At 59.7% G+C, this 13,445-nt stretch carries 15 protein-coding genes; all 15 read right to left on the bottom strand.

The annotated features are described in order from the left end of the window. Positions 1-47 precede the first annotated feature (47 nt). On the bottom strand, positions 48-716 hold the full coding sequence (locus tag AC1ROW_RS20080) for an SDR family NAD(P)-dependent oxidoreductase (protein ID WP_493021173.1): 669 nt from the start codon (positions 714-716) through the stop codon (positions 48-50). A gap of 132 nt (positions 717-848) precedes the next feature. Next, a complete protein-coding gene (locus AC1ROW_RS20075) occupies positions 849-1,625 on the bottom strand; it encodes a triose-phosphate isomerase family protein (RefSeq protein ID WP_493021171.1) in 777 nt (258 codons plus the stop codon). Next, positions 1,619-2,089 carry a ribose-5-phosphate isomerase gene (locus tag AC1ROW_RS20070; RefSeq protein ID WP_493021179.1) on the bottom strand — a complete coding sequence of 157 codons (471 nt, stop codon included), beginning with the start codon at positions 2,087-2,089 and terminating at the stop codon, positions 1,619-1,621. The genes AC1ROW_RS20075 and AC1ROW_RS20070 overlap by 7 nt, the downstream gene beginning before the upstream one ends. 56 nt (positions 2,090-2,145) lie before the next feature. Further along, positions 2,146-2,616 carry a cupin domain-containing protein gene (locus tag AC1ROW_RS20065; protein ID WP_493021169.1) on the bottom strand — a complete coding sequence of 157 codons (471 nt, stop codon included), beginning with the start codon at positions 2,614-2,616 and terminating at the stop codon, positions 2,146-2,148. A gap of 7 nt (positions 2,617-2,623) precedes the next feature. Next, the gene (locus AC1ROW_RS20060; RefSeq protein ID WP_493021167.1) at positions 2,624-3,253 is read right to left on the bottom strand and encodes an NADPH-dependent F420 reductase; all 630 of its coding nucleotides are present in this window, start codon (positions 3,251-3,253) and stop codon (positions 2,624-2,626) included. 48 nt (positions 3,254-3,301) lie between these two features. Continuing rightward, positions 3,302-3,598 (bottom strand): antibiotic biosynthesis monooxygenase family protein, encoded by a 297-nt coding sequence (locus AC1ROW_RS20055; RefSeq protein WP_493021165.1) that lies wholly within the window; start codon positions 3,596-3,598, stop codon positions 3,302-3,304. Then, positions 3,595-4,917 carry a Tm-1-like ATP-binding domain-containing protein gene (locus tag AC1ROW_RS20050; protein WP_493021163.1) on the bottom strand — a complete coding sequence of 441 codons (1,323 nt, stop codon included), beginning with the start codon at positions 4,915-4,917 and terminating at the stop codon, positions 3,595-3,597. The genes AC1ROW_RS20055 and AC1ROW_RS20050 overlap by 4 nt, the downstream gene beginning before the upstream one ends. Beyond that, positions 4,914-5,771: a phosphoenolpyruvate hydrolase family protein gene (locus AC1ROW_RS20045; RefSeq protein ID WP_493021161.1), complete on the bottom strand. Its 858-nt coding sequence runs from the start codon at positions 5,769-5,771 to the stop codon at positions 4,914-4,916. The genes AC1ROW_RS20050 and AC1ROW_RS20045 overlap by 4 nt, the downstream gene beginning before the upstream one ends. 348 nt (positions 5,772-6,119) lie before the next feature. Then, the gene (locus AC1ROW_RS20040; RefSeq protein WP_493021177.1) at positions 6,120-6,788 is read right to left on the bottom strand and encodes a GntR family transcriptional regulator; all 669 of its coding nucleotides are present in this window, start codon (positions 6,786-6,788) and stop codon (positions 6,120-6,122) included. Between the two features lie 85 nt (positions 6,789-6,873). Next, positions 6,874-7,776, bottom strand: coding sequence for a carbohydrate ABC transporter permease (locus tag AC1ROW_RS20035; protein WP_493021159.1), 903 nt, complete (start codon positions 7,774-7,776; stop codon positions 6,874-6,876). Further along, positions 7,773-8,651, bottom strand: a complete 879-nt coding sequence (locus AC1ROW_RS20030) for a carbohydrate ABC transporter permease (protein WP_493021157.1) — start codon at positions 8,649-8,651, stop codon at positions 7,773-7,775. The genes AC1ROW_RS20035 and AC1ROW_RS20030 overlap by 4 nt, the downstream gene beginning before the upstream one ends. A gap of 89 nt (positions 8,652-8,740) precedes the next feature. Continuing rightward, the gene (locus AC1ROW_RS20025; RefSeq protein ID WP_493021155.1) at positions 8,741-9,916 is read right to left on the bottom strand and encodes an ABC transporter substrate-binding protein; all 1,176 of its coding nucleotides are present in this window, start codon (positions 9,914-9,916) and stop codon (positions 8,741-8,743) included. Between the two features lie 301 nt (positions 9,917-10,217). Further along, positions 10,218-10,721: a nuclear transport factor 2 family protein gene (locus AC1ROW_RS20020; RefSeq protein WP_493021175.1), complete on the bottom strand. Its 504-nt coding sequence runs from the start codon at positions 10,719-10,721 to the stop codon at positions 10,218-10,220. Further along, on the bottom strand, positions 10,721-12,238 hold the full coding sequence (locus AC1ROW_RS20015) for a GMC family oxidoreductase (protein WP_493021153.1): 1,518 nt from the start codon (positions 12,236-12,238) through the stop codon (positions 10,721-10,723). The genes AC1ROW_RS20020 and AC1ROW_RS20015 overlap by 1 nt, the downstream gene beginning before the upstream one ends. A gap of 301 nt (positions 12,239-12,539) precedes the next feature. Further along, a complete protein-coding gene (locus AC1ROW_RS20010) occupies positions 12,540-13,376 on the bottom strand; it encodes a class II fructose-bisphosphate aldolase (RefSeq protein ID WP_493021151.1) in 837 nt (278 codons plus the stop codon). Positions 13,377-13,445 lie beyond the last annotated feature (69 nt).

Below are 13,445 nucleotides of genomic sequence, written 5' to 3'. Positions count from 1 at the left end.
CTTGAAATCCGTCATCGTTCCGTCCGTCCAATCTCCGCCAAGCATGCTCAAGCTTCACGATTTTTGCAACAGAGCCCCTCGATCCAGTACCGGCGGAACCGGGGGTCGTCGATCGGCGACATGTCGGTGTGCATGTATCCCGGCGCGAGTGCGTTGACACGGACTTGGTGCGGCGCCCACTCCGCCGCGAGACTCCGGGTCAAGTGGTGCACCGCGGCTTTGGACGCGTTGTACGCCGGCTGCCACTGCGGCCGGTTGACGATGCCCGCGGACATGGAGCCGACGTTGATGATCGATCCGCCGCCGATGGCGATCATGTGGCGGCCGAATACCTGGCTCACCATCCAGAGTCCGTCGACGTTGACGCCCATCACGTAACGCCATTCTTCGTCCGTCACGTCAAGGGCGGGTTTGTGGATGCAGACGCCCGCGTTATTGACTACGATGTCGACCTGCCCGAACTCTTCGGTACTCACCCGCAGCAGACGCTCGACATCCTCCCGGGAGGTGACGTCCGCACCGACACCGATCGAGCGTGTTCCTGGCTCGGTCAGCTCGGCGCTGACCGACCGGGCATCGGCGGCATCCCGACCGACGATGACGACATTCGCGCCGGCCTCCGAGAGGGCCTGAGCGAATGCGCGGCCGAGTCCTCGAGTGGAACCGGTCACCAGTGCGGTTCTTCCGGACAGATCGAATCGATCAAGAACGTTCATGACTGTCCCTCGTCTCCAAATCGACACTGAGCTGAAGAGCGGCTGCCCGTGGGCCTTCGTGGACGAGCTCTTGCGGGAGCGGACTCGGCCCCGGCCCCGCGCGCCGCCACCACTTACAGTCGGGTAGGGGGCTCATGGGCGCCGCCTTCCGATCGAGTCCGCCTCTTCCAAGACGGCCCTCAGATTGTCGGGGTTGTGAGCGAAGCGGCCCAGAAACAGCCCGTCAACGCTGTCCTCGAGTTGGCTCAGCAAGCCCGGGCCCGCACTTCCCCCGTAAATGATCTGGCTGTGCGGCCGGTCTTCAGTAACTAGATGGGCCCGCAGCGCCGTGGCCACGGCCGAAATATGTTCGGGCGCGGCCGGCTCAGCCGCTCCGATAGCCCATCCCGGTTCGTACGCCACAATTACTCTCCCCTTGTCCGCCTCCGCGAGGGCTGAGGCAACTTGGCACACGCAGAAGTCAATGGCCTCGTCCACAGTTGACGGCTCTGGCTCACCGACGCAGAGGACCGGTGTTAGACGGTTCCGCAAAGCGGCTTTGACTTTGGCGTTAACCAGGACGTTGTCCTCACCGAAGAGCCCGCGCCTCTCGGCGTGTCCGATCTCGGCAAACCTGACGCCCGCCTGAGCAAGGTTCACGGCGCTAACCTCCCCGGTAAGTGCGCCTCTTTCTTGCGCTGCCACGTCCTGCGCAGCAATCCTTATCCCCGCTGGAGTCAGGATGCGTGTGGCGCTGGCGATCTCAAGGAAGCCTGGGGCCACGAATAGCTCGAGCCGTTCTTCAAGCAGGTCTGAAAAGTCACGGGACAATTCTGCGACGCTTCCGAGCCAGGCAGCTGTCTCGTGATGATCCATGTACATCTTGAGGCTGACGCCGATCGTTATCAGCCTCGGCGCATCTGTCAGCAAGACCCTGTTGACTCGTACTTCTCGATAAGGGCAACCTTCTGGGCGCTTGGACTCGACTGATCGAAGCAGTATTGCAGCCATTCTCCCGCCAAGCGCCGGGCAAGCTCTATTCCGATAACCCGCTGACCAAAGGTAAGGATCTGTGCGTTGTTGCTCAGCACAGAACGCTCGACTGAATAGCTGTCATGTGCCGTCACCGCCCGAACGCCTTCAACTTTGTTTGCAGCAATCGCTACACCGAGCCCGGTTCCGCAGACCAACAACGCACGATCGACCTCTCCATGCGCAACCATCTCGGCGGCAACGACCGCGACCCGCGGGTACGGCGTCTGGGCCTCATTAGACGGGACGCCAACATCGATAACTTGGGCGACCAGATCGCTCTCCTGGAAGTCCTTCTTCAGTGCTTCCTTGTAGAAATATCCGGCCTCGTCGCTGCCGACCGCGATACGTAGTGCTTCCATCTCGTTCTCCAAATTCGTAGTCGATGGACGGTGGACAGAGTGGCTGACCGCCAACGTCAAAGCTCGTTAGCGAAGCCCCTATCTCCCGGTTGAAAAGATGTGTCCCAACGGAGCGGGTCTTCTGGGGCGAGAACGGCTCTCTGAAAGTCGACCGGTTGGTCCGCCGGCTGCTCGCCCAGCGCGGGCCCATAAAATACGAGGAGGTGCAAGGGCGCCCAGCCCTTGTTATGCGTATCGTGATAAGTTCCGGTAGGGATGTATATGTAATCTCCGCGAGAAATGGGGAAGCGATTTCCCGCGCCCACGGTCGCGTATCCGTCGCCGGATATGACGTATATGACCTCGTCAGATTCGTCGTGGACGTGCCAAGCGTGGGAGTGGCCAGGCAAGACAATTGTTTCAAGGACCGTCAGCTTGGTTTCGGGGTGGGTTTCCGGCGAGATGATGCGCTTGTTGGGGCCCCAAGGCACAACTTCGGTTTCGCGCTGGACGGCCTTGATGGGGCCCGTCTGGATCGGATCTGTCATGGCGGGCCTAGAATTCCAGACCGAAGAAGCGCCATCCGGTCTTCATCGTGAAGTTGCAGAGGGCACGATCCAGCGTCAACATTAGGCTAACCATCGGATCGATAAGTCGGGCGTTGTGAAGCGGCCCACAGTCGAGAACACGGTGGTTCAAGTCCCTGGCTAGCGCGGCCACTACAGCCTTAGCTTCTTCATCGTCGCCTGCGATCTTTACGTCGCCGCGTTCGCCGTCGGCGGGTGCCGGCGCGTTGACCGTTGCGGCGAAGTTGTCTTTGAAGGCCGCAACGACGGGGATCGTTCCTCCCAGCGCCTCGGCGGTGTACTCGGCGCCGGCCTTCTCGTTATTGGGGAGGTGGTCAAACGGATTAGAAATGTCGACGACAATTTTCCCGGCGAGCTGGTTCTTGAACTGAGTTGCGAAGGGAACCACGTCGGGAAATGGAATCGCGATGACTACCACCTCCGCGTCTTCGATCGCTTCCGAGTACTCCCGGATATCGGGCACGGGCAGCCCCAGAGCGTCCGCGCGAGAGTTATCCGGCGTACGCGACCCGTATGTGATCGTGTGGCCAGCCTTGTGCCACCCGATGCCCAACTCACGCGCCATGTTCCCGGTGCCGATAATTGCGATCGCAGTCATGATTCCTTCATCGTCTAGTTGTGAAAATGCGGTCAAAGTTCTTTTGAACTACGCCTGGTCAAAGCCGAAATGCTCGACGCGCGGTTCCGATAGGAGGTACTCCGCGATACCGCCAATGAACCTGGAAAACTCGGCAGTCGAGGCGAAATGCTCGGTATGATCTTCGATCGCCCTCCAGGTGACAAGGAGGGCATAGTTCTGTGAGTTATCAACCGACTTCAGCCAACGCGCTTCGTTGCAACCTTCTGCGGACTGGACAAGTCCGATTCCAGCGGCCATAGCTTCTTCAAAGTGCGGCTGCGCGCCGTCCTTAATTTCCAAGTGTGCGATTTCCAAAACGGTCATGCTTTCTTGCTCTCCTCTTCTTGTCTCTTGCCGCGTGGCTGCCCCTGGAGGGTCACTGCGGAATCATCTGCCCTCGCGGGAGCCTGAAATTGCGCGATTGCGCGATCCGCGACTGTGTCTGCGAAAGTCGGGTCATTAATGTCCGTAGGGATCGCAGTTACCTCAATACGAGGCGAGAGTCTGGATTTGAGGGCGGCGATGAAGCGTGCGTCCGACTCGTGATCGGCGAATGGACCGGCACCGGTCGCGTAACTGTCGAACCCGGTGGTTGGGATCAAGACCGAGACGGCACCCAGCGCTTCGTTGAGTCTTGCGGCGAGCACCTCAGCTACTCGCTCCAGCTCTTCAGCTGTGGCGCGCACAGCGGTCACTTGGGCGTTATGTTGGACCAGCGGTCGACTGCCGTCGCGCAGTCGCTCTGGCACAGTGTCGATGCCACCAAAGTTGATAACTTCTACAGCGCCGGGCACAACGATCTGAGGGATCGCCTGTCGCCCTGCGCTGCGAAGGCGTTGCGGGCCGGCCGTGAAGATGCCGCCGAGCAGTTCGTCTGTGATTTCCTTTACGGTGTAGTCGATGACCGCGTCTATGACACCATCTTGAATGAGGGCTTCGAGCGCCTTGCCGCCCGAGCCGACCGCATGAAACACGATGGGCTCGTAACCGGCCCTTTCAAGTCGGTCGACCACCCGCAGAACACCGGCGGTTGTGACGCCGAGCATCGTGATACCGACGGTCGTCTTCGTCGGAACATCCTCGCGTGCACTTTGTGATGCGGCAATCATCCCGGCAAGTGCGCCAGCCGCGTTGGCGAGGACTGGTCGGGAAATTCGATTCAGCCCAGCGATGTCGGTAACCGAGTGCATGATGCACAGGTCGCTGGATCCTACATATGCGCTAACGTCCCCCGAAGCCATAGTCGAGACAAGCAGTTTAGGAACGCCGAATGGCAGGCTACGCAGAACGCCACTGACCAATGCGCTCCCGCCGGAACCGCCCATGCCGAAGACACCATCGCAGAGACCTTGCCTGAGCAAGTCACGTACGAGCGCTATTGCTCCCCGGGTCATTGTTTCCAGGGCTACCGCGCGGGTCTCGCTGCCCTCATGCTCGAACCGCAGGTCGCTGATTGTTGCTCCGGCCGCGGCGGCGACATCCACAGCTGATATGTCAGCCTCGACGCTCGGAGACGAGAACACGCCAGCGTCAATCAAGATAGTCTTCAGACCCATCGCGCTGAGTCTCTCTCGCACGTAAGCGTATTCCCGAGCCTTCGTATCTAGAGTCCCGATTAGGACGGCGGTCCCGGAGGAGGTCATTTCTCCTCCATTGCGAGTTGCCTGTGACGGACGTTCAGGTCGCGGAAAGAACGCACCGTTTCTTCGATGGCGCGCTCAACGGGCAGCCGCTCAATGCTCGACGCGCCCAGGAAACCGTCGACATCCAACCGGCGATAGGCCTCTTGAACGTTGATGGGGTCGTCGAGCGGCCCGCCGTGGGCAACCACCCAGATGTCGGGTCGGACGGCTCTTGCAGCTTCCGTCATCCGGGCGATGCTTTCGCACGCCTCGTCAATGCTGGCCGCGACTCCGGCGCCAATGAAACCGCCGACTGTCAACCCGACGTGGGCACCGATTACGTCCGCACCCGCCTCAGCCATCGCCGCCGCCTCTTCTGGGGAGAATGCATATGCGATGGTGAAGATGTCGCGGTCGTTGCATTCAGCAACCAGCTCGATCTCCCGGGGATATCCAAGGTTTGTGGCGTCAATTTGCTTGCGAAAAACGCCATCATAAATGCCGGCCGTGGGCACATTGGTGATGCCCGAGTACCCGAGATCCATGAGTTTCGTGATCAGCTGGCTGATGTCTCGGTACGGGTCAGCGGCGCCGATGCCCGCAATCACGGGTGTGTCGCCCGACACCGGCAGGATCTTCGAAGCCAGTTCGATCGTCATCGCGTTTGAATCTCCGTACGCCAGATAACCGGAAAGTGATCCGTGGCCGTCCATTCGAAAAGGCCCGGTGTTGTAAGCCATTAGCGCGTCGATTCCAGCGCGGCTGGCCGCTTTGGCGACCAAACCGATTCCTGCGCCACCGAGAACGAGCGGAATGCCTGCATCAACCTTTGCGCTGAATCTCCGCCGGATTTCTTGACGACTCACGCCTGCCATGTCAAATAAGCCAATCGTTCGTTGGGATGAGTAAGCCAGCAAACCGTATTCGCGGACATTGCGGACAGTAAGTACATTGAACGATATCGGCCTGCTGTTGTCAAGCAAACCACGAGCTCGGGCCACTAGCCGTCGGTGACGTAGCATCGCGCCAGAGCATGCGACAGCGCACGGGCACTACCGGCGCGCTGGCACTTCTGGCGCGCACCAGAACGCTGGCGTGCGAGACAGGCGGGTCTGCGCACGCGTGCAAATTGAAAATGGCATGAAGCCACGCGGAGCTAGAGCAAATCGATCCTGCCACGGCATCGCCGCGGTCGGACGAACTCGGACGTCCCGGCGTACCGGCTAGACGCGGAGAGAAACCGCTTCTGGCACAGCGTTCCCCGAGGTGCCCGGCTTCATGTAGAAGTCCTGCAAACGGGACCGGGTGCGCTCAAGATGTTCAACGAACAAATTGCTCAAATGGTCAGCGTCGCCGTCCTCGATTGCCGCGATCATTTCATCGTGCGCACGGTCCGAATCACCGTGGCCCCCGACGAGCTCAATGTTTTCCATCGCGTAGGGGTGGACTGCAGACAAGATGCTTTCAAGGATGGCTTCGGTATGGGGCCTCTCCGCCAGGGAGTAGACCATCGTGTGAAACCGGAAGTTGTCGCGCGTCCACTCAAGCACGGTATCGGCTGCGGCCATTTGCTTTACCAGCCGGCGAAGTTCAACCAAGTCACGGCGTGTCGGGCCCATCACAATGTAGGGCGCGATCTGTAATTCGAGCGCTTTGCGCAGATCGTACAACTCGTTCAAATCTGCGAGCGAAAGCTCTCGCACACGCGCCCCAGTGCCCTGGACCAAAGTCACGAGGCCGTCGGCCGCGAGGATGCGCAATGCTTCGCGAACTGGGTTTCGGCTCACTTTGAATCGCTGGGCCAAGTCCTCCTGGATCAACGAGGAACCCGGCGCAAATTCCTTTTCGCGGATCGCTTTGGCGATCTGGCGAGCGATCATCTCCGGTGTCATGCTCACAGCTCCACCCTTCTACCCATAGCGTACCGCAAGGCGTTCAATGTCTTCCTTGTCCGCAACCCAACGCGGCCGGGCGACGTTACCCCTTCACCGCTCCGAGAGTCATGCCCGCGACAACATGACGCTGGAACACGGCGTAGATCACCACTTGCGGGACGAGCACCAGCATTGCTGCCGCCATGATGGCGCCATAATCCACGCTGTATTGGCCTTGAAATTGAGACACCGCTAGCGACACCGTGGTCATGGCGGGGTCGGTAACCAAAATCGACACCAAAGGAAACTCGTTGAACACGTACACCACGTTGAAGATCAGGACCGTCGCGAGGGCGGGACGCATGAGCGGCACAACAACGCGCCAGCACAGCGTGAACAGCCCGCAGCCGTCGATGATCGCCGCTTCCTCGATCTCGCGAGGCAACTCACGCAGGAAGCCGGTAAGCAGCAGAGTGTTGAAAGGAATCGAGATCGCAACGTATGGAACGATCAGCGACGCATATGTTCCGTAGATTCCGAACGCAAGGTCCAGCCGATAGACCGGGAACAGAAGGATATAAACGGGAACCGCAAGCCCGGCCAGGAAGTAGTACCTCAGAGTTGACTGAAGTTTGGGTCGGCGAAACACCATGTTGACGAGCGCAAATGAAGCCATGAACGAAATGAGCGCTCCAACCGTGACCGAAACCACGGCAAGGAGGAGGGTGTTTCCATACATCTGCAGCAGAGGCAGCGTGGATACCGCGTTGATGTAGTTGTCAAACGACAGCGTGCTCAAAGACAGCGGATTTGAGAGTATTTCATCGCTTTTCTGGAACGAGAGTAGGGCGATCCACAGAAGCGGTAACAGGATCAAGAAAGTGACAAGGTAAGCGGCGATGCCGCCGATAACCGTGCTCTTGCGCAGCCTACGCGGTCGCCCCTCACGGGATGGCGCGGGTTGCCTTGGCTCGCTGCGGGTTGCAATCAGGGTTTCAGCGGTCATGATTCGCTCGTTTTCCTTTCACGCAGGAGCAGGATGTACCCCAAGGACCCGATCGCCCCAAGCACAGTGATCACCACAGCCAAGGCCATTCCCTGGCCGTAGTGTTGGAGACTAAAGGTGACGTAGTACATATAGCTAACGAGCACTTCCGACAAGTGAACTGGACCGCCACCAGTCAGCTGGTACACAAGCTCGAAGACACGCAACGCTCCCGTAACTACGAGCACGATGCATATTGTGAATGTTCCGCGCAACATGGGGATTACGACGTACCGAATCTGCTGGAACCGTGAGGCACCATCTAGTGAACTGGCCTCGAGCACGTCAGCTGGCAGCATCTGCAAACCCGCGTAGAAGATTGTCATCAGGAAGCCGATCGTTTGCCACATGAACACCACCGACACCGAGTAGGGGGTCAACACCGTGCCACCGATCCAGGCGATGTGGGAGTGCACGCCGAACGCATTCAGCACGGTATTTATCAACCCCAACTTCGGGTCCAAGATGAACACCCAAATCAGACCAACAAGGATGGGGGCGACGATGTTGGGGGCAAAAGCAAGCGCACGAAGTGTGCCGGCTCCGCGCACTCTGAGGTTAAGCAACAATGCGAGGCCGAAGGCAGCTGGAACTAGCACCACCAGCGAAATGACCAGGACAATCGCCGTGTTGAGGAGCGAGCTCCAAAAGATCCGGTCGTTCCACATTGTCGCGTAGTTTGCTCCGCCGACAAACTTCGGATCGCCCAGACCAGAGTCATTCGTGAAGCTTGTGTAAACGGAGTAGATCACCGAATACACGATGAACACTGAATAGACCGCGAACGCCGGCAGCACCATGACTGTCAGTTTCCAACGGCTGCTGAGCCACCTCACGGACGGACCCTCCTTGCGGTTTTACGGTCGTAGCACATTCGGTCGTGTGGGCGCGGCAGTAGTCGTGCCGCGCCCACACGGCAAGCCGCCTACTTTGCTGCAAACGCCTGCTGGACGGCCTGAACTGCCGCCTTCGGCGTGGTGGATCCCTCGATAACGCCGTAGATACTGTCGTACATCGCGTTGGCGACAGCGGTGGGAACAACGAGGTCAGGCTGCGCTTGAGGGCTGCTCCAACCTGGCTTCGTCGATTCTGCAAGTGCAGCGGCGAAAGTGGGCTGCTGCGAAGCATCGACCTTCGGCGAATACTTCGTCACCGGCGGCTGGCCGTTGTCCACCAGGATCTGCTGTCCCTGATCGCTGTAGTAGAAGGCTAGGAACTTCTTCACGGCGTCAAGTTTCGTGCTGTCTTTCTTGACGCTGGCAGCGACCGCGAACGGCGCAGACGGGACATTCATCGCGAGCTTCTGATTGCCAACACCATCAGCGAACGTCGGGCCGGCCCAAAATCCGACCTTGCCCTTGAGCGACGCGTCGATCTGCGTCGCCTGCCAAATTCCGGAATCCAACATCGCCGCTTTGGCCTGCGTGAAGGAGTCAACTGCTTGCACGTACGACTGCGTGGTGACGTTGCTGGGGAAGCATCCTGCCGACTTCATCTGCGCAATGTATTCGTACAGCTTGAGGAAGTCCGGGTTATCATAGCTGGCTTTGCCGGCAAGGATTTGCTTGTACTTGCTCTCATAACCGAACCGATCGAGCATGGTGAGGAAGGCCCAAACGCTGAAGGCGCTTTGGTTCGCGCCCTTTGCGATCGGGACTACGCCGGCGTCGCTGAGCTTTTTGCAAACATTCAGGAGATCATCTGAGGTCTCGGGCGGCGTCACGCCGTACTTGCTGAAGATCTCTTTGTTGAAATAGAACCCTGTGATCAAGGCCTGGTACGGCAGTCCGTACTGAGCCGACCCATCCTTGTAAGCGCCCAGCACGCTGTCTCTGAAATTGCCAGTCAAGTTCATATCCGTGACAACGGAACTAAGATCCATGACTTTGCCCGCTTTGTACATCTGCTGGGCGTTCGAAGCATAGATCCAGAAGATGTCAGGCAGCGTGTTGCCCTGAGCTGCCACGGTCATTGCCTGGATGTGTGCCGGAACCGAGGACTGTCCCTCCAATTTGACCTTGATCTTGGGGTACTTCTTCTCGAAAGCCTGCACGACCTTAAACGTTGCCGGGTCGTTCTTCGCGAGATTTTGCTGCTGCATCGAAAGCCGGATCGTGGTCGCTCCAGGGCTTCCTGCCGAGGAACAGCCGCTCAAGGCCGCACCCACAGCGATTGCGCTTACCGCCACAGCTGCGACTAGCTTCAACCCGCGAAGTCGTCGAGGTGAGTGATTCATGAACATCTCCAATGATGATCGGTAAGTAGATGAGAAAGAGAACGAGTTTCCGCACATTACGCGGTGCGGACACTGAAGACACTAAGAGCCTCCTCAGAGCAAAGTCAAGCGTTTTGCAGACATTGTCCGCAATGCGTTCTCTTGGGCGCCCGGTAAATGGCAGTCGTCAGCGCAAACCGGACTTCGGCTGAAACTCAGAAGGGCGCCAAGGCGTGCCGTATGGCGTTCGTAGAGCGATCACCTGCTCGGACCGGGCGATGCGCCATCCACCTGGAGTCCGTCGGTAGTTTTCCAGGTAGCGCGCCGAAAACCAGCCAGCATCTTCGTCTTCGCCCACCGCAACGAGGACGGTCCATTGCCCTTCAGCGATGTCGCCATCCACGTTTATTATCCCGTTGGTAACGAAGTGCAGAGCGAACGACGTTCGACGGTGGTGGGCCCGCATGAACGCCTTCATGGCTGCCATTCCCCGCGTTACAACCATCCCATCGCCCACGGGCGCGACAAATTCCACGTCTTCTGTAAAAAGAGACTCCGTAAGCTCATCTAGGTCCCGTGGCAGGCCCGCCCGCCAATCCGTGTCGACTGCGTCCTGGTACCTGTGCTTCAGGGAGCGAATCGCCTCGATGTCCTCAAGTCGCTGGAGGCGATCGGCGAACTTTTCATCCATCACTGGCCAACGCTCATTTGCTCAGCGCGGATGAAGCCCGCTGCACGCTCTCCTATGAGCATGGCGGTCGCATTGGGATTAGCTCCAACGATGCTCGGCATCACCGAGGCATCGGCGATGCGCAAACCATCGACACCGAATACCCGCAGCTCGGGGTCCACGACAGCGCCAATCGCGCAAGTACTAGTCGGGTGCTGATAGCCGCCACCAAACTCATCAAGGTAGTTCGATAGCCCCTGGTCACTCCTGTCTTCCGGGTACAACAGGGAGCCTGTGATGATGCTCTGCAGGGGGCTTCGGTCGATGATGTCGAGGTTCAGCCGTAGGGCGTCGATGATGGTGCGCCGGTCGTCAGGGTCGGTGAAATGGTTATGGACAATGGCCGGGTTCGCGGCCGGGTGCGGCGAACGCAGACGCACTGTGCCGCGGCTTTTCGGGCGCGAGACCTGCACGAGGATGGAGAAGTGGCCACCCTCCCCCATCTGGTACTCACTAAATGGCCCGTGGTTAGAGGGGTAAACCATTGTCTCCGTGTCAGGCACGTCTAAGCCCTCCCGGGTCCGGAAGAAGCCGCCACTCTCACCCAGCGCAGACCACTCGTGCGGGCCGGGAGTGTTTGAGGTGAAATAGAAGCCAACCCCTGGATGATCCTGCATCCCGTCGCCGACAGGCAGGTCGATAAGCGGTTGGATTCCGAACGAACGTAAGTGGTCCGGGTGTCCGATGCCAGAAAGCATCAGAAGTTGTGGGGTGTTATAGGTCCCGCCACACACCACGACTTCGCGGACTGCCTCGAGGATGCGCGACTCCCCGAGGTGCTCGATCTGGACCCCCACCGCCCTGGTGCCATCGAAGAGGATTCGCTGGGCCTGGCTATACGTGAAGATGTCAAGGTTTTCGCGGTTTCGTGCCGGGTCCAGGTAAGCCGTTGCCGCAGAGACACGCTTTCCATTTTCGGCACTCAGCCAGAAGTAACCCACGCCCTCATTGGAAGCACCGTTGAAATCAGGATTGAACGCGTGACCGGCCTCGATCCCCGCCTCGATCCATGCTGAAGCGACGGGCTCGTGCTTGTCGAACGGCTCTACGACACGAATAGGGCCGCCTGTCCCGTGGTATTCCGTCTCCCCAAGGCTGCAATCCTCCATCGCTCGGAACACGGGAAGAATTGAATCCCATCCCCAGCCTGTGGCGCCTTGCGATTCCCAGTGGTCATAGTCCCAGGCAGGCCCGCGGAGATAGATCATCCCATTCACAGAGGAGCTACCGCCTATGACTTTTCCGCGGGCCAGACCGAGCCGGCGTCCTCGCAACCCCGGCTCGGCGTCTGTCTGATATCGCCAGTCGTAATTCATTCCGAAGAGATACGGCCACATCCTCGATTCGGTGAAGAGTGGCTGATCTGCGGGTCCCCCCGCTTCGACGAGCGCCACTCGGGCCCGCGCGTCCTCGCTTAGCCGTGCCGCTACTACTGCTCCCGCGGAGCCTGCGCCGACGACGACGTAGTCGTAAATCACTAAGTGGTTCCTCTCGCTCAACACACACCTGACAGCGGCGCGTTCTCAGTGTCCGCAACGAACGCAATCTTGTCAAGATGCGTCGCTGTCCCACCGGGGAAGCGAGATTGGAACGTGGTCTGACACGTCCCGACAACCTTCATGCCTGCATGTCGACCTCGCTCTGCACAAGCGACGGTCAAGCCTCCGCCAGCGTGCTTCTATCGAAAGTTGCCAGCTCGAAACCCTGCACTTCAAACACGCACCGATGACCGGGTGGTGTCGAGCATTTAACGCAACTGCGGAAATGAGGCGTGTCAACTTAACTTCCGTCGAGCACCCTGAGCATCGCCGCCACCTCGTCCGCAATACGCTCGCGGGCATTCTGCAGGGCTGGTCGGGGATCGACCTGCTCGAGATCCGTGGCGAGCGCGTCACGGACCGCTGCGGCGTATGCGATGTTGAGGGCAGTGCCGATGTTGACCTTGCGCATCCCGCGCTCGGCTGCCGTCGCGAGATCGTCGTCTGCGACACCAGATGAGCCATGCAGCACGAGCGGGACGGGAACGACCGCGGCGAGCCTGGAGATGAGGCCGAAGTCGAGGGAGGCCGTCTTGCCGGTCATCCGGTGCGACGAGCCAACGGCGACGGCCAACGCGTCGACCCTCGTGCGCTCGACGAAGAGCGCCGCCTCGGCCGGGTCGGTGCGTGCCCCGAAGGCGTGCGCGCCGTTCTTACCGCCGACCTCCCCAAGCTCCGCTTCGATCCAGACGCCGTGGTCGCGGCACCAATCGGCCATCGCGCGCGTGCGTTCCAGGTTCTCGGCGAAGGGCAGCGCGGCGGCGTCGTACATGACCGACGTGAAGCCGAGGTCAGCGGTCGCGCGCACCAGCGACTCGTTAGTGATGTGGTCGAGATGGAGAACGACATCGGTCCGCGCGTCTTCCGCGACGGCGGCCATTGCACGGGCGATCGCACGCGGTCCCCCGTGAAAGGCGATGGCGTTCTCGCTCAGTTGCAGGATGACCGGCCGGCCAGCACGCTCGGCGCCGGCGACGATCCCTTCTGCGTGCTCGAGCGTTACGACATTGAAGGCGACCAACGCCTCACGCGGGAGGCGTTCACGGGCGAACAGCGCGGCGGAAGTCTCGATCGGCATGCACCCCATCTTGACATAAACCCAATCGATCACAAATAATTGCAACTAAATCCACAACCGGTTTGGAGG

The sequence above is a fragment of the Leifsonia sp. GW821-FHT13C09 genome (genome assembly GCF_058806435.1).
The sequence above is the reverse complement of the archived record's forward strand: the minus strand, read 5'-3'. Positions and strand labels throughout refer to the sequence as shown.

What these genes read in the sequence shown, in the direction of transcription:
- AC1ROW_RS20080 (WP_493021173.1), bottom strand. Translation starts at nt 716, where the DNA reads ATGAACGTTCTTGATCGATTCGATCTGTCCGGAAGAACCGCACTGGTG.
- AC1ROW_RS20070 (WP_493021179.1), bottom strand. Translation starts at nt 2,089, where the DNA reads ATGGAAGCACTACGTATCGCGGTCGGCAGCGACGAGGCCGGATATTTC.
- AC1ROW_RS20065 (WP_493021169.1), bottom strand. Translation starts at nt 2,616, where the DNA reads ATGACAGATCCGATCCAGACGGGCCCCATCAAGGCCGTCCAGCGCGAA.
- AC1ROW_RS20060 (WP_493021167.1), bottom strand. Translation starts at nt 3,253, where the DNA reads ATGACTGCGATCGCAATTATCGGCACCGGGAACATGGCGCGTGAGTTG.
- AC1ROW_RS20055 (WP_493021165.1), bottom strand. Translation starts at nt 3,598, where the DNA reads ATGACCGTTTTGGAAATCGCACACTTGGAAATTAAGGACGGCGCGCAG.
- AC1ROW_RS20050 (WP_493021163.1), bottom strand. Translation starts at nt 4,917, where the DNA reads ATGACCTCCTCCGGGACCGCCGTCCTAATCGGGACTCTAGATACGAAG.
- AC1ROW_RS20045 (WP_493021161.1), bottom strand. Translation starts at nt 5,771, where the DNA reads ATGGCAGGCGTGAGTCGTCAAGAAATCCGGCGGAGATTCAGCGCAAAG.
- AC1ROW_RS20040 (WP_493021177.1), bottom strand. Translation starts at nt 6,788, where the DNA reads ATGACACCGGAGATGATCGCTCGCCAGATCGCCAAAGCGATCCGCGAA.
- AC1ROW_RS20035 (WP_493021159.1), bottom strand. Translation starts at nt 7,776, where the DNA reads ATGACCGCTGAAACCCTGATTGCAACCCGCAGCGAGCCAAGGCAACCC.
- AC1ROW_RS20025 (WP_493021155.1), bottom strand. Translation starts at nt 9,916, where the DNA reads ATGCAGCAGCAAAATCTCGCGAAGAACGACCCGGCAACGTTTAAGGTC.
- AC1ROW_RS20020 (WP_493021175.1), bottom strand. Translation starts at nt 10,721, where the DNA reads ATGGATGAAAAGTTCGCCGATCGCCTCCAGCGACTTGAGGACATCGAG.
- AC1ROW_RS20010 (WP_493021151.1), bottom strand. Translation starts at nt 13,376, where the DNA reads ATGCCGATCGAGACTTCCGCCGCGCTGTTCGCCCGTGAACGCCTCCCG.